Consider the following 20938-nt stretch of genomic DNA (forward strand, 5'->3'; position numbering starts at 1 on the left):
CATATGAAGCTAAATTTTATTATTCCAGTTATTCTTATATTAATTAGTTCAATTGGATTAAGTCAAGATTCAGTTGATATTAAACAACGAAAGGAATTTTCAATAGGAGAGATACTAACAATTAATTCTAATATCCTGGATGAAGCAAGAGTCTTGAATGTTTATTTACCCTTATCTTATCATCCAGATTCATTAAACAAATACCCAGTAATTTATCTTTTAGACGGTTCAGCACATGAAGATTTTATTCATATTGCTGGTTTAGTTCAGTTTGGTTCTTATCCGTGGTTAAATAAAGTTCCAGAAAGTATTGTTGTAGGAATTGAAAATGTTGATCGTAAAAAAGATTTCACTTTTATACCCAATGACACAGGTTATTTTAAAAATACACCAACTGCTGGAAATTCAGAAAAATTTATATCTTTTTTAAAGAATGAGGTGCAAGTAATAATTGACAAAACGTATCGAACTACAGCGGAAAAAACATTGATAGGGCAATCACTTGGAGGGTTATTGGCAACTGAAGTATTGTTCTTTCACACCGATATGTTTAATAATTATATCATCATAAGCCCAAGTTTATGGTGGGATCGTGAATTATTATTGAGATCAAATATTAAACTATCTACGCTCCCAGATAAAGTATATGTAGGAGTAGGTAAAGAGGGGAGAATTATGGAAAGTGAAGCTAAAAAATTATATCGATTACTTAAAAAACAAGGCATGATAAAATCACAGCTTAAATTTAATTATTTTAAAGATTGTGACCATGCAGATGTTCTACATCTTGCGGTTTACGATGCTTTTAATGTGTTATTTAATGTTGTTGAATAAGTTAGAGTGAAATTATTGTTTTCAAAGGATAAGATTTTGAAAACCTAAATTAATTATTATCTTGGCTGTACTATTTGTTGAAATTAATGGACAACATTAACATTTTGGTTTTTGATAAAAGTTGTTTTAAGAGTAGTTTTCAATCATTATTAATTTAAAAACAATAAAATCAAAAAGATGAAAAAGTTTAAGTTACCAGTAATATTTGCCTTATTATCAGTTCTGTTATTGGCATGTAACACTCGAGAAATTCCAGAAAACTTTGATTACGGTAGAGTAGAGGGTAATGTTTATAGTAATGATTTCTTCGCTTTTGAAATGAATGTGCCTAAAGGTTGGGCGGTACAGTCAAAAGAAGAGATGGATAAATTATCTTCTGCAGGAGGTGAATTAATGGCTGGTGATGACGAAGATTATAAAAAAGAATTGAAAGCTGCTGAAATAAATTCGGCGACATTATTATCAGTTTTTGAACATGAAGTAGGTACTAATGTCGATTATAATCCAAACTTTATAGTGATGACAGAAAACATTAATGGTGCTGTTGGTGTAACCGACGGAGCAGGTTATTTAGATGCTACAAAGGTACAAATGGAGAGAGGTCAAGTTAAATATGATATTATTTCAGGTGATTATCAAGAGGTTAATTTAGGTGGGACTGATTTTCACAAAATGGATGCTGCTATAACTTACGCAGGAATAACAATAAATCAAACTTTTTATTCTTCAATTATTAATGGTTTTGCATTTAATGTAATTATCTCTTATGTAACAGACGAACAAAAAGCTGTATTAGAAAAAGTATTAGATGGTATGCGTTTCAAATAATATATTTGATACCCTATGAAGGAAAGGCAAAATACAATTTGGTATTTTGCCTTTTTTTATTGTCTTAAATATTGTGATCTAATTTGTTGGAATCATAACTTTTTTAAGCTCAACAAATGAATCTGTTTTATATTATAAAAAGCCTTAATACTTATGATTCTCCTTCTGAGTAAGGGAATCTTAAATGCTTAACTGAAGTTCCGTTGTTTTTAATCTCTTCTAAAGATTTTATACCGATAGCAATATGTTCCTGAACAAAATTGACAGTAACTTGATGATCACTTTTACTTGTTTTGACTCCTTCGGCAATCATAGGCTGGTCAGAGACTAACAATAAGGCACCTGTAGGAATCTTATTAGCGAAACCAGTAATGAATATCGTAGCCGTTTCCATATCAATAGCCATAGCTCTGGTTTTTCTTAAATACTCCTTAAAAGTCTGGTCATGTTCCCAAACTCGTCTATTGGTCGTATATACAGTTCCCGTCCAATAGTCTCTTTTAAAATCTCTAATTGAAGTGGATACAGCTCTTTGTAAATTGAACGCTGGTAAGGCTGGAATCTCAGGTGGAAAATAATCATTAGATGTACCTTCTCCGCGAATAGCAGCTATAGGTAGAATTAGGTCTCCTATTTCAGTTTTTCTTTTTAATCCTCCGCATTTACCTAAAAATAAACAAGCTTTAGGATTAATAGCACTCAACAGATCCATAACCGTAGCGGCATTTGCACTTCCCATGCCAAAATTAATCATCGTTATATCATTAAATGTCGCATTTGGCATTGCCTTGTCTCGACCTATGATTTCAGCATCACCTATTTTTGCAAATATTTCAAGATAATTGCTAAAATTAGTCAGTAAGATATATTTACCAAACTTATCAAGTGGTGTTCCTGTATAACGAACTAACCAATCTCTAACGATTTCATCTTTTGTTTGCATTGCAAGTGTTTTTAGGTTTTACAAGAAGAATTAATATCATTCAATTTTCCCTTTTTCTGAAAGTATAATGGCAATGTTTTTTGTGCTAGGAAATTGAGCAAATAATATGATTAGTATCACTGTAATTGGCACACTCAAAATCATTCCTAAAATTCCCCAAATTGCTCCCCATAAACTAAGCGATAATATAACAACAAGGCTACTAATATTAAGTGAGTTCCCCATTAACTTGGGTTCTACAATATTTCCAACCACCAATTGAATGCCTCCAATTACTGCAAGAACAACTAGTCCCATATTCAAATCTCCAAATTGTAATACGGCTATAATTGCCGGGAATATCGTTCCAATTAATGATCCGATTGTAGGAATGAAATTTAATACAAATATTAAGAATGCCCAGAATAAAGGAGAATCAACCCCGATTATACGCAGACCTATAAAACTAAGGGTTCCTGTAATTAAACTTACAATTGTTTTTAATACGATATAATCGCCTACAGCCGTATCTATTTTGGTTATTGCACTTCTGATTTCTCTTTTATTCGAGACATTAGCAAAAACAGCCTGCATTTTTTGTTCAAATACAGTTTCTTCCAATAGCATGAACAGCAAATAGAGTCCAATCATAAAGATATTACCCAAAATATCTGTAAACGAATTTATGATGGCTCCTAAAATTTTTGTAAAATCAAAATCACCCAAGGCACCTTGCGACTGACTCATTAAATCATAACCAAATCGATCTGAAAATTGTTGATTAAATAGATTTAAATTCGATTGATAACTATCCATGTTTGAACTCAATTCTTGAATATTTATAATTAAAAAGTGAGATACAAAAGCAATTATAAAATAGAGGACAATAACAGTTGCCGAATTTAATAACCATGAAGGCACTCTGTTTTTGATGAATTTTATACGTTTTGCAAAATTCCTTAATTCTTTAATTAAAAACCAAAAAAGAAACGCCAATATTAACGGTACGATGATATTTTGACCAATAATTAATATATAGACAACCGCTATTATTACAAATAAAGTCAAAGCTGTGGATTTGATTTTCATAGACCTTTAGTTATCCTGTTCAATTTTACTAATTATGGTTAATGCGAGACCAATTTGTATGTAATTTAATTGGCCCTCAAGTGCATCATGAACGGGTTTTAATTGATGTTTACTTTTAAGTTTTCTTCGAACTTCCTTCACTTGATTCACTTCATATTCTGAAACAAACTTGTGAAGGTTGACATCATAGCCTTCTTCATACAACTTTGACAAATGCCCGTAAATTGTATTTTCTGATAAATCCCGTTTTTGACTAATTTCTTGAATATCGAGTTTTTTTTCGTACAATTTAAATGTTTGAATATGAGAGGGTAGTTTATCGAGATCAACAATTGAATTTAAATCATTAACAATCTTTAAAATATCATCTCCAAATCGTTCGACTTTCACTTTGCCCATCCCTGGAATGTCAAGCAATAGTTTGTGGTTATTCGGTTTCTGTGTGACTATTTCATTCAGAGTTGAATCGTTAAAAATAACGTATGCTGGAACACTATTTTTTTGAGCAATTTCTTTTCTGTATTTTTTTAATGCCTGAGTTAAGTCATTCTTTGGAGCTACTGCCTTCTGTTTTTTAGCTGTTTGCTTAACGGCTTTACTTTTCTTTTCAGGAGGTCGACTTAGAGAAATTTCCGCATCAGGCTTCAATAAGTTTCGACCTGCATCTGTGACAACTAACTTTAAATGATCGTCATATGCTATTTCTAAGTAACCATAATTAATCATTTGGTTGATATAATGTTGCCAATCATAGAATGAATAATTACTCCCAACTCCATAGGTTTTTATTTCATTATATTTTTTTTCAAAAATATCCATTGTTTTTGCACCTCTTAATAAATTGATGAGCATATTGACTCCAACTTGTTGGTTGGTTCTTAATATGCCTGACAAGGCCATCTGTGCTTGCGTTAAACCATCAATTATTTCTGGTGGATTTTCGCAAATGTCACAGTTATTACATTTTGTATCATTGAATTCACCAAAATATGACAATAGAATGTTTCTACGGCAAGAAGTAGCTTCAGCATAATTTACCATTCTATTAATTTTCTCTACATAGGTGTCTTTAAAAGGGGAATCTTTAATAAAATCGTTCAATAATATGATGTCTCTAAAATTGTAAAACAACAAGGTGTCTGCAGGCATTCCGTCCCTGCCGGCACGACCAATTTCTTGATAGTATCCTTCAATATTTTTAGGTAAGTTCGTGTGAATAATCCAGCGAACATTTGATTTATCGATTCCCATACCAAAAGCAACGGTTGCACAAATAATTTGATAATTATCATTGATAAAACCATCTTGTACTTGTGCTCTGGTCTCAGGATTTAGCCCGGCATGATAAAACCTTGAACTAATTCCTGCGTTATTAAAGGTTTCAGACCATTGTTCTGTCTCTTTTCGGCTTAAACTATAGATTATACCAGCTTCGTCTGACCTGTTCTTAATAAAGTTAATAATCTCTGTTACTTTATTTTTTTTAGGAACATGTCCTTTTACGGCTAGACTGAGATTCGGTCTATTAAACGATGATAGAAAGATTTCAGGTTCGTTTAAACCAAGTTGTTTGGTAATGTCTCGACGGGTAATTTTATCTGCCGTTGCAGTTAACGCCATGAATGGTGTTTTACCGAGAAAAGCTCTTAAATTTTTTATTTGACCGTATTCTGGTCTAAAATCATGTCCCCACATGGATACACAATGTGCCTCATCAATTGCAATTAAAGATATTTTTAATGATTTTAACCAGTTGTCAAAAGCCATGACCAAAGACTCTGGTGAAATATAAAGCAGCTTAATTTCGCCGGCCATACAAGCATTTAATATTTCTCTTTTCTCAAAATCGGATTGTGAACTATTAAAAAAAGCTGCATTTATTCCATTCGTTGTTAGACTGTCAACCTGATCCTTCATCAACGATATTAATGGAGAGATTACCAATGTAAGGTCTTCCAACATTAAAGCCGCAATTTGGAAACAAATGGATTTTCCGCCGCCTGTAGGCATAACAACAACAGAATCTTGACCGCTTAAAGTGTGTTCAATAACTTCGAGCTGATTTGGTCTGAACTCGTTATAGCCAAAGTATTCTTTTAAAAGTGAATTAGGATTCCTCATTATAACAAAAGTAAAAGAAAATGAGTTGCTAAATAAATTAATTTAAGGAGTTTTTTTAGAATAAAAATATTTATTCAATACTTAAATCAAAAAAATCAAGGTGTTATTTGATAAATAAACAAAATATTTAAGAATGAGGCTATTAGCTAAATTTTAATTGTTGTAAAAATTAATTTCGTCGCCAATAATATGGCGTAAATAGCAATGCGACGGTAAATAATTCTAATCTTCCAAATAACATTAAAAATGATAATAACCATTTACCTGCAGGGCTTATTGACGAGAATGTATGAGATGGTCCAATTTCAGCTATACCAGGACCAACGTTGCCTAAACATGTGGCAACTGATGAAATTGCTACTTCAAAACTTTCTCCTAACGCAGTCATGATTACAGAGCCTACAACAAAAACGAATAAATAAAGGAAAATAAATGCCAATAGATTGTAAATAATTTGACTCGGAATAGCCTTCTTGTTTAAGTAAACAGGAATTACGGCGTTAGGATGCAAACGTTTCTTAAATTCTAAAAAGCCATTCTTAATTAAAATTACAATTCGAACGATTTTAATTCCACCTGAAGTTGAACCTGCTGATGCTCCAGAGAAAAGTAGTAGAAAGAAAATAAAGGTAGCTAACGATCCCCAAGTTGTAAAATCAGCCGAAGCATAGCCTGTGGTTGTTATTGTACTAACAACCTGAAAACTAACATCTCGAAGAGATTCTAGTAAACTCACACCGGTTTCATAATAAATTACTGGTGTTAAGAAAAGGATTAGACCTAAAACAGCGCCTAAATACCACTTAAACTCATCGTTGTGGAGAACATTCGAAAATTTACCTTTAAAACCGAAGTAGATTAAGGTGAAATTCGTTCCAGCAATAAACATGAAAATCATGATAACGAATTCGATTAGTGGAGAATCAAACGCTTCAATACTTCCTTGTTTTGTTGAGAAACCTCCTGTTGAATTTGTTGTTAGTGAATGATTGATAGCATCAAAAAAGTTCATGCCAGATAACATTAAAGCAATGGTTTCTAATACTGTTAGTACCAAATAAATCACCCACAACCTTTTCGCTGTTTCTTTAATTCTTGGATGAATTTTATCTTTTGTAGGTCCTGGAGCTTCTGCAATAAATAGTTCCATTCCTCCAATTCCTAATAGAGGCAAGACAGCGATCGTTAGAACGATAATTCCCATTCCTCCTATCCATTGAGTCATACTCCGCCAGAAAAGGATTCCATGTGGCAAAGATTCGATATCATCTAATATAGTTGCTCCGGTTGTGGACAAACCAGACATCGTTTCAAAGAAAGCACTTGATATTTCTGGGATATATCCACCTATTAAATAGGGGAGTGTTCCAAAAATTGCCATGGATACCCAACCTCCAGTTACAATTAAATAACCATCCCGCTTTTTTATTTCTGCATTTTTACTTTTACGAGAAACAAAGATGAAGAATATTCCAAACGACATTGTGATTGCCGCAGACATTAACAAAACGTTTAAATCAGATTCACCATAATAAAGTGAAAAGCAAGCGGGGAACAACATTAAAAAACCCATTATTATAATGAGATTTCCTATCACGTTTAAAGTAACGCTGCCGTTGATAATACTTTTAATCATTTTAAAGGAAGTATCGCTCTATTTTATGGATTGATTCTGTCAAAGAGAAAACAACTGCCTTGTCGCCCTCTTTCAGTTGAAAGGATCCAAAAGGTATAAAACCTACATTGTCACGAATTACACCTGATATATTAGCTGTTCTTGGGAATTTCAATCTATTAATTGGATATTTAGTAACCTTCGATCCTGGTTTTACAATAAACTCAATAATCTCAGCGTCTACACCATGTAAATTTGCAATCGCACTAACGTCTCCTTTGCGGACATATTTAAAAATATTACTTGCAGCAATTATTTTTTTATTGATAAGGGTATCAATTCCAATATTTTGAGAAAGGTGTATATAATCAATGTTTTCTACACGTGCAATAGTCTTCTTAACGTTATGGTTTTTAGCAACTAAAGATGACATGATATTTGTTTCAGAATCAGCAGTAACCGCTATAAACGCATCCATATCAGCCAAACCTTCAGCTTCTAATGCAGTAACATTTCTGCCATCAACATTTATAACCAATGTGTTTTTTAATTCTGAAGCAACTTCAATACATTTTTCTTTATCCTTTTCAACTAAAGTGACATTATAATTCTTTTCTAGAAGTTTAGCTGTTTGAAGGCCTATATTACTGCCTCCCAAAATCATAATGTTCTTAATTTCAAAACACTCCTGTCCACAAATCTCAATTATCTCGTTGATAGAGTTTTGATTGGATATGAAATAGACAATATCATTTGCATGAATTACCGTGTTAGAATTAATCATTATTGTGTCATTCTGACGGTGAATTGCAATCGGTTTAAAAGCCAAATCTGGATTCAAATATGCACTTTGCTGAACAGACTTATTAACTAAGTCAGATTTTGAGTGAATAGAAATTCCAAATACCGTCAATTTTCCTCCTTCAAATTCGTGATCGTCAGTAAAAACAGATCTTTGAACCAATCTATTGATCTCTTCTGATGCTAGTTTTACTGGGGAAATTAAAGTATCAACGCCCAACGATTCCATGAGCGCTGTGTTAACAGGTCCAGTTAATTCAAGATTGTTAATTCTAGCGATTGTTCGTTTTGCACCGAATTTTTTACCTAGAATTGATATCAATAGATTTGTTTCTTCAGACGAGGTTACTGCAATTAATAAATCACAAGCTTCGATTTTAACTTCTTTAAGAATTAGAATCGATTTAGCATCCCCTTTAATTGTAAAAATATCAAGGTTAGATTGTATTTCATTCAATCTATCTTGACATTGATCAATTAAGTAAATATTATGTAACTCACTCGACAACATTTTGGCCAAATGATACCCTACTGCTCCAGCACCTGTGATTATTATATTCATTTATCTAAATCTTAGTACAAATATATTTATAATCATTCATGTAAATACATTTTATCGGTTTTAAATCAAGGAACGTAATATATATAAAGACTATCTAATTCTGCTCTTGAAATGGTTGGAGGAAATATTCCATTATTTAGCTTTTTAACAATATAAGCTGCAACTTTCTGTGCTTCAGCTTCACTTCTAAATGTTTGTAAACCGTTAACTGCTGGAATATGAGGTTGGTTAATGTAAGTTTTATCAAAATTGAGGATTTGATACCCCCAACCTGATTCATTCTTTATGGCTTTATATGAATAGGTATCGGTCGATAGGTTATTGTTTGTTTCAGTTGTCTTATTTTTAATTCTATTTGGATTTTCACTGCAATATATAGTGATGAAAACGAGTAAAAAAGGGCTTAAAAATCGGATCATTTTATATTTATTCGTTTAATAAACGATTGATTATTCTCAGTAGTAATTCGAACGATATATGTACCCGAAGGCAAGTTTGATTTTAAATTACACTGAAATTTATTGGTGTTTATTTGATTTAATTGAAAGTGTGATGTAACATCTTTTCCTTCAATTGAATAAAAACTGATGTTTAAGGAGCCTAAAAACTGGCTAGATTCAATAATGAATTGAAATTCAATAGGGTTAGGGTAGATTGATAAGTGTTGATCCAATTCAACACCATTTATGGATAAATTTTTATCGTATTCGTAAAAGTCATCATGATATACACCATTATATCCCAATCCCATAAATATTCTATTGTCGACAACAAAACCTGACGCCTGTGTTCTTCCTCCTCCTGGAAAATCAGCACGTTGGGTCCAAATATCTCCATAGTAATGATATTCCCAAACGTCTTTGCGATAATTATAACTGGCATCTTCACCGAGAGCAACAAATCCCGAAGGAAAAGCTCCTAATCCAACAGCACCCATTCTTGGAATTCCTGGTAGGTCAGCTAAACGTTTCCATTCATCCATATCTGGACGATATTCCCAGAAATCTTTAAGGTAGATTGTTGAACTTTTACCAGTACCTACATAACCTCTGCTACCCATGCTAAAACCAACCGCTTCTTTTCTTTCTACTCCTTGAAATTCAGATATTTCATACCATTCATTTAAAGTTGAATTATAACCGTAGAAATCCTTTGTTAGTCCATCTACGTCTTGTCCTGCCCCTACATACCCCACGTGTCCAATAGCAAAAGCAATCGCTCCTAGTCTTGGGGATCCTGGAAAATCCGCCATTTGTGTCCACGTGTCTGTTTCGTCGTCAAATTTCCAAAGATCCTTATAATAAGGAACAGCACTTCCTCCACCTAAACCTACATAGGCGAAGCCCTCAGCTGAAAAAGCAATAGCAGAAGCGCGTTCTAAACCTGACCCAGATTCACCACCTAATGCTAACTCGTCGTCCCAATCATCTTGATCGAGATCATAAGAGTATGATTTCCGTTTGAATTCTTCAACATCTATACCTCCAACTACAAAACCTTCGCCTTTTAGAGTGAAACTCGCACAAGAACCTCGTGGTGGGCCATTTACAGAATCTCTTTGAATCCAGACATCTTGACTAAACGAAAAGGTCGTTACCAAAGAAAAGTAGATGGATAAATAGGTTTTAATCATTATAATTTATTAAATTTTTGAGTCCCTATTACTTCTTCATTTGAATTGTACATAATTATGAAGTAGGTTCCTTTATTGATACCGTTTATATTAATTGTATGATCGTTGTCTGAAATATAGTTGTCCATTACTAATCTGCCGTTTATGTCTATGATTTTAATTTTTCCAGCATGAAATGTATTCTTCATTTGTAAAGTAATCAAGTCATCAGCTGGATTGGGGAATAAATTTTGAATTGAATTATTGTTTTCATCAATGCTCAATGGAAGGTTGGGGTGGTACGCGTAAAAACTTCTTTTTTTTCCGTCAATTTCTTTTCCTATTCCAGCATAACCAACATTATTTATGCTAAAAGCTATCCCGTTTTTTCTACCACCACCTGGAAAAGGAGCTTTAATCCTCCAAGTGTCGTCATATGGATTGTATTCCCATAATTCATCCTTATATCCACCGTCCAGTCCAAATACTATATACCCTTTAGGTGCCAATGTAAAGCTGCTTGACAATGCTCGTTCTGTTCCTACGAAATCAGATTTCGATTCCCATAAACCTGTAATTGGATCATACATCCAAAAATCTTTTCGATGAATATCGTGATCTGTACCTAGACCAACATAACCTTTTTCTAGAAGTGACATCGCTATTAATTGTTGTCTATCACCGCCAGGAAAAGGAATGCGAATGGTCCATACATCTTCAATTGAATTGTATTCCCAAAGATCAGATATATAGTCGTTTGATCCGATTTTACCACAAGCGACATAACCGTTCTCTGCTATAGCAAAAGAGGCGGCATTTGACACGCCTAACCCATCACCTCCGGGGTATGGAGCAATGCTATCCCACGTGTTTGAGGTAGGGCTGTAACACCACATATCGTTTAAGTAAGTCCCAACTTCACTATCATCATGACTGAAACCTGTACCAACAAATCCTTTATTGTTAATCGTAAATGCGATGGCATCTTTTCTAGCAATGCCGGGAAAATCAGACATTTGCGTCCAACTGTTCAATTCAGGGTCATATTGCCATAAATCCTTTTTAGTTTGTTCGGCTGTATCGAGACCAGTAGCTATATAACCATAGTTTCCAATAGAAAAACCTACTGCTCGTTCACGTTGTAATCCACCAAAATCAGCTAATCTAAGCCATGAATTTTCTTCTTGACCATGACATGCACTTGTAAAGCCAATATAACTTAATACTAATATTAGGTGTGTTATTTTATTTTTAATGATCACAATCTTAAGCGTTTATTTCTATAACGTACTTTTCTTTATTTGGTTGAAACGTTTGTTAATTATTTTATCGAAATGAATTTCTTACAAATTTATACAAATACTTAATTTCCGTATGATTAAAGATCGAAATTCAAACAATCTTATTGAATTTCACAAATCAATTCTTTACATTATAATTATATTCGTACAAAATTTCAATCATGACTAGAGAGCTATCACCACAAATAATATGGAACCATTTTGAAGACTTAAACGCTATTCCACGTCCTTCCAAAAAAGAAGAACGTGTGAGAGAATTTATGCTGTCATTTGGTGAAAAACTTGGTCTTGAGACTTTAGTGGACAAAATTGGTAACGTAATTATTAAAAAACCTGCGACTGTTGGAATGGAAGATAGATCAACGGTGATTTTACAATCTCATTTAGATATGGTGCATCAGAAGAATAATTCGACTGAATTCGATTTTGATAAGGAAGGTATTCGTACGGTGATTGATGGTGAATGGGTGAGGGCAGATGGAACTACTTTAGGAGCTGATAACGGAATGGGGGTTGCGGCAAGTATGGCGATTTTATCATCAACAGATATTTCACATCCTGCCATTGAAGCACTTTTTACTATCGATGAAGAAACCGGAATGACAGGGGCAAAGGATTTGGATGGTTCACTTTTAAAAGGTAAGATCTTACTGAATTTGGATACCGAAGATGATGATGAATTTTCGGTAGGTTGTGCAGGTGGTATTGATACGAATACAATGTATACTTACGAACAAGAAGATGTTTCTAGTGATTACGTTGCTGTTAAAATTGAGCTTAAAGGTCTAAAAGGTGGACATTCTGGTATGGATATCCATTTAGGTAGAGGGAATGCTAACAAATGGATGAATCGGTTAATGTATGCTTTAACTAAGGTTAATAGTTTTAGGATTGTGGATATAGAAGGTGGAAGTTTAAGAAATGCTATTCCTCGAGAAAGTGTTGCACTGGTTGTCTGTAAAGCGAATGATAAGATTGAACTTGATGCTGTTTATAAAGAAACAACTGAATCACTTTTGTTCGAAAATAGGTTTATAGAAAAGGCTGCAAACTTCAATACAGAGGGGGCTGAATTACCAGAAAAAATGATGGCGCAGTCTGATCAAGAAAAGATAATAGCAGCGATTTACACAATGCCAAATGCTGTATGGTCTATGAGTCCAACAATTGCTGGATTGGTGGAAACGTCATCTTCTTTAGCAAAGGTAATTATTCGAAATGGAGAGTTTATCACACAATCACTTCAAAGAAGCATGAGTGAGGTTGGTAAGAATGATGTTGCGACCGCAATTCGATTGAATTTTGAATTGTTAGGAGCTTCAGTTATCACACAGTCTGGAGATTATCCAGGATGGACACCTAATCCGAATTCAGCAATTCTAAATATAATGAAAGACTTGTATGTGAAGTCATTTAATGAAGAGCCTAAAGTAGCAGCTTGTCACGCAGGTTTAGAATGTGGGATATTAAGTAAACATTTACCAGGTTGTGATATGATTTCTTTTGGTCCAACCATTAAAAATCCACATTCTCCAGATGAAAAAGTAAATATTAAGTCTGTTGAAAAATTCTGGGGGTTCTTGCAAAATGTATTATTGGAAATTCCAAAGAATTAACTGATTTTAAATGTTTGACCAAGATGGTCAACCTCAATTAATTTGTTGTCAGCCATACGGCGAAGATTGTCAAAGATTACGGTTTCATCGAATCCGTTTAATTTTGCCAGTAGGTCTTTAATCGCGTAGAATTCGTTATTTACATTCTCTTCATTGTAGACTTGAATAATCGTTTTGTGAAGATCTTTCGTTGCAGTTTTTTCCAATTGTTTACAAGAAGAACACTTGCCGCAATTTTCAGATTTTAATTCTCCGAAATAAGATAAGAGGTAGGCGCTTTTGCAACTTTCCGTTTGAACAAAGTCAATTACAGCGTCTAACTTTTTTAAGCCAACTACTTTTCGCTTCGCATAATAATCCGGAGAGATAAATAGATTGTTTTCTTGTAGTCGTTCGGTAGTATAAGTAATAGTTGGCAAATTTGTTCTAGGAGAATATAATATAACCTGTTCATCCTTCAAATACTGAAGTGACTTTTTAAGCGCTTGCATGGAAATGTTAAGTTTTGTAGCAATCTTAAATTCGTTAATATTCTGTTCGTTTTCAAATATTCCAATATGACTTCTTAATATGTATTTAATGATTTCGTCGAGATTCTTGTTTTTAACTTGGTAATTATATAAAGCCGCATTATTAACAATGAATTTCAATTTGCTGGGCTGCCGATAATTTTCACTTAATACAATAAATTCACAACGTTCCAGAATTTTTAAGGCATTGTAAACTTCAAATAGATTCTTTTCATATTTATCTGAAAATTTAGCCAAGTCTATTTCAAATTTTTCATCTTTACCACTGCCGAACGCCAATTGAAAATGATTAGACATAGCGTGATAAATAGATTTGATTTCTTGTAATGGAGGAAAACGTTGATTGATTTTTTCTGATAATTTATCTAGCTCTATCTTGTTATAAATTAACCAACCAACAGCTTCTTTATTATCTCTTCCTGCTCGACCAACTTCTTGGTAATACGCTTCTAATGTATCCGGCAGGTTGTAATGTAGCACGAATCTTACATCGCCTTTATCTATACCCATCCCGAAGGCGTTTGTCGCGACAATTACACGACTTTTATTCTCTGTCCATTGATGCTGCTGTCTTTTGCGTTCTTCATAATCAAGACCTCCGTGATAGTAACCCACACTATGTCCTTTTTCTAGTAGATAATTATAAAGTGTTTTAACATTTTTTCTTGTCGAACAGTATATTATTCCGCAACCTTTATTCCGTGTTAAAAATAAATCAATGACATGTTCCTTATTTACGTGATGTATTGTATTGTAGGTTAGGTTTTTTCGTTCAAAACTCTGGTCAACAACATTTTTACTACTAAAATTCAATTTTTCTTGAATGTCATTAATAACATCACTAGTCGCTGTTGCTGTCAATGCCAATACTGGTACTTTAGGATGTAATTTCCTAATGTCTACTATACTTAAATATGCAGGTCTAAAATCATACCCCCATGTAGATACGCAATGAGCTTCATCTATCGCGATCAAGTTTATTTTCATCTTAGGGAATCTAGCTAAGAAAATATCAGATTTAAGTCTTTCTGGAGATACGTATAAAAATTTGTAATCACCATAAATCATATTATCAAGGGCATAATCAATTTCTCGACGAGACATGTTTGACGTAATCGCTATAGCTTTAATATTTAAAGCGTGTAATTGTCTTATTTGGTCTTCCATTAATGCTATTAAAGGAGAAACAACTAAACAAATACCTTCCTTAACTAATGCCGGAATTTGATAACAAATTGACTTTCCGCCTCCAGTTGGTAAGAGTGCTAAAGTGTCATGATTAGTGAGTACACTTTCTATGATCTCTTTTTGTTTTGGACGGAACGAATCGTAGCCCCAGTATTGTTGTAATATGTCTAAACTATTTTTCAAAATCTGGTACTAATAAGGTCTATTTTTTTATTTAAACGAAATTAATGAATAACAATGGTAATCATATATAAACGCTTGTAAATATTGAAATTAATTATTTTGAAGAAATAAGAAAAAATGGTTACCTTCGCGATACCTTAAAAGCCATAATAATGGAGATTAACATGAATAAAATTACAATAGAAAAAATAAAAGAGTCAAGAATTCAAACGATTGATTTTAATAATTTACCTTTCGGAAAACATTTTTCAGATCATATGTTTGAAATGGATTTTGCTGATGGGAAATGGGGTGAGCCTAAAATTGTTCCTTTTAGAAACTTAAGTGTACATCCTGCAACTTCAGCGATTCACTATGGTCAATCTATATTTGAAGGTTTAAAAGCGCAAAAAGCGGAGAATGGAGACATTCTTGTTTTTCGTCCTGACATGAATGCTAAACGATTGAATGAGTCCGCTAAAAGAATGTCTATGGTCGAAGTGCCTGAAGATATCTTCCTTTCTGGACTAAGAGAGCTATTAGAATTAGACAAGGATTGGGTTTCTTCTAATCCAGATCAGTCATTATATATAAGACCATTCTTATTTGCTACTGATGAGTATGTTGGAATTAGACCATCTGAAAGATATAAGTTTTTAATTATAACTTCACCGGTAGGCGCGTATTATTCAGAGCCAGTTGCTGTTAAAATTGAAACGAAATATACCCGTGCTGCTGAGGGTGGTGTAGGGCAAGCAAAAGCTGCTGGGAATTATGCAAGTTCTTTATATCCTGCTAAATTGGCCGCGGAAGAAGGCTATAGACAGTTATTGTGGACAGATGCAAAAACGCATACCTATATTGAAGAGGCAGGAACGATGAATGTTATTTTTGTTATCAATGATACAATTATAACACCGTCTGAAGATACGGATACAATTCTTAAAGGTATTACGAAAAGAAGTGTTCTTGAAATTGCAAAGAAATGGGGCTATAAAGTAGAAGAACGACCTGTTCTTGTGGCTGAAATAATCGATGCAGCTAAAAACGGAACATTACAAGATGCTTTTGGTGCTGGAACCGCAGCAACAATAGCACATATCAGATTGATTGGTTTTGAAGGTGTGAACTATGAATTACCAACAATTGAAAGTAGAGAATTCTCTAATCGAGTAAAAAATTATATCGAGGATTATAAACTAGGTAAAATTGAAGATGAATTTAATTGGATGATGGTAATCTCATAATACGAGAGAGCGATTCACAATTAATATATTAATATGAAAAAATTCGGATTGATTGGTCAATCATTAACACACTCATTCTCGAAATCATATTTTGAAGACAAGTTTCGAAAACTAGATTTAGATTTTGAATACGAAAATATAGAAATTGATAAAATTGAAAAAGTAAAACCATTTCTAAGAGATGGTTTTACTGGTTTTAATGTTACATCTCCTTATAAAACAGAAGTAATTCCATTTTTAGACGAATTATCTGAAACGGCAAGTCAGGTCAACGCTGTGAATACGGTCATAGTGAAAGAGGGAAGACTGATAGGCGATAATACTGATGTATATGGCTTCAAACAAATGATAAAACCATATTTTAAGTCACATCACGAAAGAGCAATGATTCTTGGAACAGGAGGAGCATCTAAAGCGGTTGCAAAAGTTTTAGAAGATCTCGGGGCCAATGTTTTATTCATATCCAGAAATCCTAAAACTCCTAATGAATTTTGTTACGAGGAAGTGAATGAATTGATGGTGAAATTCAATTCAGTTATCGTAAACACAACTCCTGTAGGAATGTATCCCAATTCAGAGGAAATTTTAGATTTTCCATACGAATATTTAACTGCTCAGCATTTAGTGATTGATTTAATCTACAATCCTAAAGAAACGCAATTCTTGAAAATTGCTAAAGAAAATGACGCGGTTGTATTAAATGGTTTAACTATGTTACATCAACAGGCAGAACGATCGTGGGAACTATGGAAAGCTTAGGCTTTTTTAGTAAATTGCATTATGTCAAAATTACTTGTAATTCTTGGTTCAACAGCCTCTGGTAAAACTAAGCTAGCCTGCAATTTTGCTGCGGAAAATAGTGGAGAGATTATTAGCGCAGATTCGAGACAAGTTTATGAGGGGATGACAATTGGTACAGGGAAAGATTTAGAAGAGTTTAAAGTAGGGGAAGTATTAGTTCCGCATCATTTAATCGACATCAAACCTCCAGGATATAAATATAATATTTCCGAATTTCAAATAGATTTCATTAATGCCTTTAACGAAGTAGTTAGTCGAACCAACTTACCTATACTTTGCGGAGGAAGTGGCTTATATATTGAAACAGCTTTACAAGGTAACTCGTATTTAGGAATTCCTCAAAATGACGATTTAAGAAATAATTTGAATTTATTGTCGGAAGAGAAATTGAAGAATAGTTATTTAAATATTGATGAGAATATCCTGAATAATTTAAATGCTAAAACTACTGCCCGACAAATTAGAGCGATAGAGATCAATCAATTTTTGATTGATAATCCAAATTGGAAACCAATTCAATTACCAAAGATTGAACCGGTTATAGTAGGTATTGATATTGATAGAGAATTAAGAAGGAAAAAAATTACAGACAGATTAAGCTATCGCTTAAATCATGGGTTAATAGAAGAGGTTGAGCGGTTGGTGGCATCTTCTTTGACTTATAAGGATTTGGCTTATTATGGATTAGAATATAAATGGGTTGGCACCTATTTAAAAGGAGAAATTAATAAAAAAGAATTATTCGAAGGATTGAACATTGCCATTCACCAATTTTCTAAAAGACAACTAACTTGGTTTAGACGAATGGAAAAGAAAGGTTATAAAATCAACTGGATTAGCGCAAAAAAAACTACCTCGATCCAAATGGAAGAGGTAGCTTATTATTTAAAAAAATCTTATTAGAAAGTATACCTTGCACTTACAGCACCACTTACTCCAAAAACCCTAGTAGGTTCGTTAATATTGAATAGTGGACGAGCATCGACACTGAATATAAATGGAAAACCATGTACATTTATGTCATACTCGACACCACCTTGTGCTCCAAGTCCAAAAGCAATACCTGCATTATTAGTTATGGTCCCGTTGTAATTAGAATAATTATAAAAACTGATTTGGGCGGCAGGGCCTAAAAACCAATTAAATCCTTCAAAAATATTATTTACCCAATGGAACGAACCTGTAACGGCACCATTGATGTAATTCAATCCACCTGAACCACCGGCATCAAGTTCTAATCTATTTGCATTTCCAAAGCCATGTTGATAAGTAAATTCCGCGCCAGAGCTAGTAAAGTGAGATTCTAGTCTAACACCTATAGCATGAGCGTTAACTTGTGCAGTTGAATATAAATTTGATCCAAGCACGATTAATGAGGCAAAGATTAATTTTTTCATAATTCGTTGTTTTTTCTGCAAAATTAATTATTATAAGTTAAATTTTATTTTAACAGCGGTTTTTAATTGACATCCTTTTAAAATTGGTCGATAAAGACCTAAATATGCTGTAAAAATTAATATCTTCGTGAGACACGAAATAATAAGGATGAAATTAATTGGCATAAGTTTATTACTGTTTTTAAGTTTAATTACTTCAAATGTAATAGGTCAAGATAAAAAAGTAACAAACGAACTAATTTGGGCAAGTCGAGAATTCTCGGCAGAATATGTTCGTGGTATCCAATCAATGCAAAATGGAAAGTATTTCACCGTAATAGAAGATAATTCAATCTGTAAATATAGTTATGAAAATTTCGGAGAGAAAAAAGAAGTTTTAGTCAGTAATAATGATCTAAAAGGCAAAAGTATTGAAGAGTACAGTTTTAACGCTGACGAATCTAAACTTTTAGTTGCTACAGATGTTGAGCCTATTTATAGACGAAGTTTTAAAGCTAACTTTTTTATTTTTGACTTAAAAACTAAAGAGTTAATTGAACTTTACGATAAAGGCAAACAAATGTTAGCCGACTTTTCACCAGATGGAAGCAAAATTGCATTTGTCTACCAAAACAACCTATATTATAAAGATTTAAAGAACTATCAAGTAACGCAAATTACAAATGACGGAATTAAAAATGAAATTATAAATGGTTCGACTGATTGGGTATATGAAGAAGAATTTTCAATTACCAAAGCATTTCATTGGAGCCCTAAAGGAACTAAAATAGCTTATTTAAAATTTAACGAAGCTAAAGTCGAAAACTTTACAATGGATTATTATTTAGGAAATACTTATCCCGAGGCATACACGTTTAAATATCCAAAAGCAGGTGAAGATAATTCTGAATTGAAATTAATCGTTTATTCATTAGATTCGAATGAAAAATTAGGTATCAATATTGGGAATTACGAGTATGTTCCGAGAATGTCTTGGACCAACAATGATAATCAATTACTTTTTTTAGTAATGAATAGACATCAAAACGAATTGAGTTATGTTTTGACAGAAATTAAAAATGGTAAATTAGGTTCAGGCGGAATCATTTATTCTGATAGAAGCGAAACTTATGTAGAGGTAGATGATAATCTATTGTTTTTAAGTGATGGAAAATCCTTTTTAAGGACCAGTGAAAAAAATGGTTTTAATCATATTTACAGAGTTTGGTTCGACGGTAATGAAAAACAAATTACTAAAGGTGATTGGGATGTTGTTGATCTACTTGGAGTAAATAATGAAAAAGATGTGATTTATTATACATCTGTAGAAGAGGGTGCTATTTACAAAACACTTTATGGAATAGGGATAGACGGTAAAAATAAAATCAAACTTTCTACAAAAAAAGGATACAATTCACCGAATTTTAGTAAAGGAATGAAATTCTACATCAATGAATATTCCAATTCGCAAACGCCACCAGAATTCACACTGTGTAATGATAAGGGCGGTGAATTAAAAATCATTAAAGACAATCAGGAGTTAAAAAACACACTTAAAAAGTATGACTTCCAAACAAAAGAGTTTATAAAAATTAAAGGAGAGGATGGCATGTTGAATGCGTTCATTATTAGACCTCCAAATTTCGATAGAGGTAAAAAATATCCGGTTTATTTCAATATTTATGGAGGACCAGGGCATAACTTAGTTACAGATTCTTGGGGTGGGTCAAACTACCTTTACCATCAATTATTAGCACAGAGTGGGTATATAGTGATCTCGGTTGATCCTCGCGGAACCATGTACAGAGGTGAGCGATTTAAAAAATCGACTTATATGCAATTAGGGAAATTAGAAACCGAAGATATGATTGCGGTCGCTAAGGAAGTTAAAAAATGGAATTACGTTGATCCTGATCGAATTGGAGTCATGGGGTGGAGTTATGGAGGTTATATGTCTTCACTTTGCATGACAAAAGGAGCAGACCATTTCAATATGGGGATAGCTGTAGCACCAGTCACAAATTGGCGTTGGTACGACAATATCTATACGGAGCGTTTTATGCGGACTCCTAAAGAAAATGCGGATGGTTATGATTTGAATTCCCCAATTAATTTTGTTGAACATTTAAAAGGTAAATACTTATTAATACATGGAACAGGAGATGACAATGTACATGTCCAAAACTCATTAGAAATGGTTAATGCTTTGGTGCGGGAGAATATCGAATTTGATATGTTCTTTTATACCAATAAGAATCACGGGATAAGTGGAGGATATACCAGACTCCACTTATTTAATAAATTATATAATTATACATTGAATAACCTTTAAT

17 protein-coding genes are annotated in these 20938 nt (G+C 33.2%); 7 read left to right on the top strand and 10 right to left on the bottom strand.

The window, feature by feature from the left end; translation table 11 throughout:
- The first annotated feature begins 3 nt into the window (after window positions 1-3).
- Window positions 4-834, top strand: a complete 831-nt coding sequence (locus T367_RS0102935; RefSeq protein ID WP_035842240.1) for an alpha/beta hydrolase — start codon at window positions 4-6, stop codon at window positions 832-834.
- A 177-nt stretch (window positions 835-1011) separates the two neighbouring features.
- Window positions 1012-1662 (top strand): hypothetical protein, encoded by a 651-nt coding sequence (locus T367_RS0102940; RefSeq protein ID WP_027418512.1) that lies wholly within the window; start codon window positions 1012-1014, stop codon window positions 1660-1662.
- A gap of 151 nt (window positions 1663-1813) precedes the next feature.
- On the opposite strand, the gene T367_RS0102945 is transcribed toward T367_RS0102940, so the two are convergent.
- The 8 genes from T367_RS0102945 to T367_RS0102980 all read right to left on the bottom strand — a co-directional run bounded on the left by T367_RS0102945 (window position 1814) and on the right by T367_RS0102980 (window position 11646).
- Window positions 1814-2605, bottom strand: a complete 792-nt coding sequence (locus tag T367_RS0102945; protein WP_027418513.1) for an AMP nucleosidase — start codon at window positions 2603-2605, stop codon at window positions 1814-1816.
- Window positions 2606-2641: 36 nt separating this feature from the next.
- Window positions 2642-3673 carry an AI-2E family transporter gene (locus T367_RS0102950; protein WP_051568309.1) on the bottom strand — a complete coding sequence of 344 codons (1032 nt, stop codon included), beginning with the start codon at window positions 3671-3673 and terminating at the stop codon, window positions 2642-2644.
- Window positions 3674-3679: 6 nt separating this feature from the next.
- Window positions 3680-5794, bottom strand: coding sequence for a DNA helicase RecQ (gene recQ / locus T367_RS0102955; protein WP_027418515.1), 2115 nt, complete (start codon window positions 5792-5794; stop codon window positions 3680-3682).
- Between the two features lie 169 nt (window positions 5795-5963).
- Window positions 5964-7295, bottom strand: a complete 1332-nt coding sequence (locus T367_RS0102960; RefSeq protein ID WP_245593016.1) for a TrkH family potassium uptake protein — start codon at window positions 7293-7295, stop codon at window positions 5964-5966.
- Between the two features lie 136 nt (window positions 7296-7431).
- On the bottom strand, window positions 7432-8772 hold the full coding sequence (gene trkA / locus T367_RS0102965) for a Trk system potassium transporter TrkA (protein WP_027418517.1): 1341 nt from the start codon (window positions 8770-8772) through the stop codon (window positions 7432-7434).
- 65 nt (window positions 8773-8837) lie between these two features.
- Window positions 8838-9191: a DUF4907 domain-containing protein gene (locus T367_RS23605; protein WP_051568311.1), complete on the bottom strand. Its 354-nt coding sequence runs from the start codon at window positions 9189-9191 to the stop codon at window positions 8838-8840.
- Entirely contained in the window at window positions 9188-10405 is a 1218-nt protein-coding gene (locus T367_RS0102975; protein WP_027418518.1) for a kelch repeat-containing protein, read from the bottom strand. The genes T367_RS23605 and T367_RS0102975 overlap by 4 nt, the downstream gene beginning before the upstream one ends.
- Window positions 10405-11646, bottom strand: coding sequence for a T9SS type A sorting domain-containing protein (locus T367_RS0102980; protein ID WP_027418519.1), 1242 nt, complete (start codon window positions 11644-11646; stop codon window positions 10405-10407). Before T367_RS0102980 ends, T367_RS0102975 begins: the two co-directional genes overlap by 1 nt.
- A gap of 200 nt (window positions 11647-11846) precedes the next feature.
- Between T367_RS0102980 and T367_RS0102985 the strand changes: the two genes are divergently transcribed.
- A complete protein-coding gene (locus tag T367_RS0102985) occupies window positions 11847-13301 on the top strand; it encodes an aminoacyl-histidine dipeptidase (RefSeq protein ID WP_035842244.1) in 1455 nt (484 codons plus the stop codon).
- Here the strand turns inward: T367_RS0102985 and T367_RS0102990 are convergent.
- Entirely contained in the window at window positions 13298-15202 is a 1905-nt protein-coding gene (locus T367_RS0102990; protein ID WP_027418521.1) for a RecQ family ATP-dependent DNA helicase, read from the bottom strand. The genes T367_RS0102985 and T367_RS0102990 overlap by 4 nt on opposite strands.
- A 152-nt stretch (window positions 15203-15354) precedes the next feature.
- On the opposite strand from T367_RS0102990, the gene T367_RS0102995 reads away from it, so the two are divergent.
- Genes T367_RS0102995 through miaA form a run of 3 tightly spaced genes read left to right on the top strand, consistent with a single transcriptional unit; the run spans window position 15355 to window position 18132 of the window.
- Complete coding sequence (locus T367_RS0102995) at window positions 15355-16428, top strand: branched-chain amino acid aminotransferase (protein WP_035842249.1); 1074 nt, start codon at window positions 15355-15357, stop codon at window positions 16426-16428.
- 33 nt (window positions 16429-16461) lie between these two features.
- The gene (locus tag T367_RS0103000; protein WP_027418523.1) at window positions 16462-17187 is read left to right on the top strand and encodes a shikimate dehydrogenase family protein; all 726 of its coding nucleotides are present in this window, start codon (window positions 16462-16464) and stop codon (window positions 17185-17187) included.
- 21 nt (window positions 17188-17208) lie between these two features.
- A complete protein-coding gene (gene miaA / locus T367_RS0103005) occupies window positions 17209-18132 on the top strand; it encodes a tRNA (adenosine(37)-N6)-dimethylallyltransferase MiaA (protein WP_027418524.1) in 924 nt (307 codons plus the stop codon).
- On the opposite strand, the gene T367_RS0103010 is transcribed toward miaA, so the two are convergent.
- Window positions 18129-18626, bottom strand: coding sequence for a hypothetical protein (locus T367_RS0103010; protein ID WP_027418525.1), 498 nt, complete (start codon window positions 18624-18626; stop codon window positions 18129-18131). The two genes, miaA and T367_RS0103010, sit on opposite strands and share 4 nt — an antisense overlap.
- 148 nt (window positions 18627-18774) lie before the next feature.
- On the opposite strand from T367_RS0103010, the gene T367_RS0103015 reads away from it, so the two are divergent.
- The gene (locus tag T367_RS0103015; protein WP_035842250.1) at window positions 18775-20937 is read left to right on the top strand and encodes a S9 family peptidase; all 2163 of its coding nucleotides are present in this window, start codon (window positions 18775-18777) and stop codon (window positions 20935-20937) included.
- Window position 20938: the final 1 nt, after the last annotated feature.

The organism is Crocinitomix catalasitica ATCC 23190 (assembly GCF_000621625.1).
Lineage (GTDB): Bacteria > Bacteroidota > Bacteroidia > Flavobacteriales_D > Crocinitomicaceae > Crocinitomix > Crocinitomix catalasitica.

Coding starts and splice junctions, on each gene's coding strand:
- T367_RS0102985 (WP_035842244.1), top strand. CDS start 11,847: ATGACTAGAGAGCTATCACCACAAATAATATGGAACCATTTTGAAGAC.
- T367_RS0103000 (WP_027418523.1), top strand. CDS start 16,462: ATGAAAAAATTCGGATTGATTGGTCAATCATTAACACACTCATTCTCG.
- T367_RS23605 (WP_051568311.1), bottom strand. CDS start 9,191: ATGATCCGATTTTTAAGCCCTTTTTTACTCGTTTTCATCACTATATAT.
- T367_RS0102975 (WP_027418518.1), bottom strand. CDS start 10,405: ATGATTAAAACCTATTTATCCATCTACTTTTCTTTGGTAACGACCTTT.
- T367_RS0102945 (WP_027418513.1), bottom strand. CDS start 2,605: ATGCAAACAAAAGATGAAATCGTTAGAGATTGGTTAGTTCGTTATACA.
- trkA (WP_027418517.1), bottom strand. CDS start 8,772: ATGAATATAATAATCACAGGTGCTGGAGCAGTAGGGTATCATTTGGCC.
- T367_RS0103015 (WP_035842250.1), top strand. CDS start 18,775: ATGAAATTAATTGGCATAAGTTTATTACTGTTTTTAAGTTTAATTACT.
- T367_RS0102935 (WP_035842240.1), top strand. CDS start 4: ATGAAGCTAAATTTTATTATTCCAGTTATTCTTATATTAATTAGTTCA.
- miaA (WP_027418524.1), top strand. CDS start 17,209: ATGTCAAAATTACTTGTAATTCTTGGTTCAACAGCCTCTGGTAAAACT.
- T367_RS0103010 (WP_027418525.1), bottom strand. CDS start 18,626: ATGAAAAAATTAATCTTTGCCTCATTAATCGTGCTTGGATCAAATTTA.
- T367_RS0102940 (WP_027418512.1), top strand. CDS start 1,012: ATGAAAAAGTTTAAGTTACCAGTAATATTTGCCTTATTATCAGTTCTG.
- recQ (WP_027418515.1), bottom strand. CDS start 5,794: ATGAGGAATCCTAATTCACTTTTAAAAGAATACTTTGGCTATAACGAG.
- T367_RS0102950 (WP_051568309.1), bottom strand. CDS start 3,673: ATGAAAATCAAATCCACAGCTTTGACTTTATTTGTAATAATAGCGGTT.
- T367_RS0102960 (WP_245593016.1), bottom strand. CDS start 7,295: ATGTCTGCGGCAATCACAATGTCGTTTGGAATATTCTTCATCTTTGTT.
- T367_RS0102995 (WP_035842249.1), top strand. CDS start 15,355: ATGGAGATTAACATGAATAAAATTACAATAGAAAAAATAAAAGAGTCA.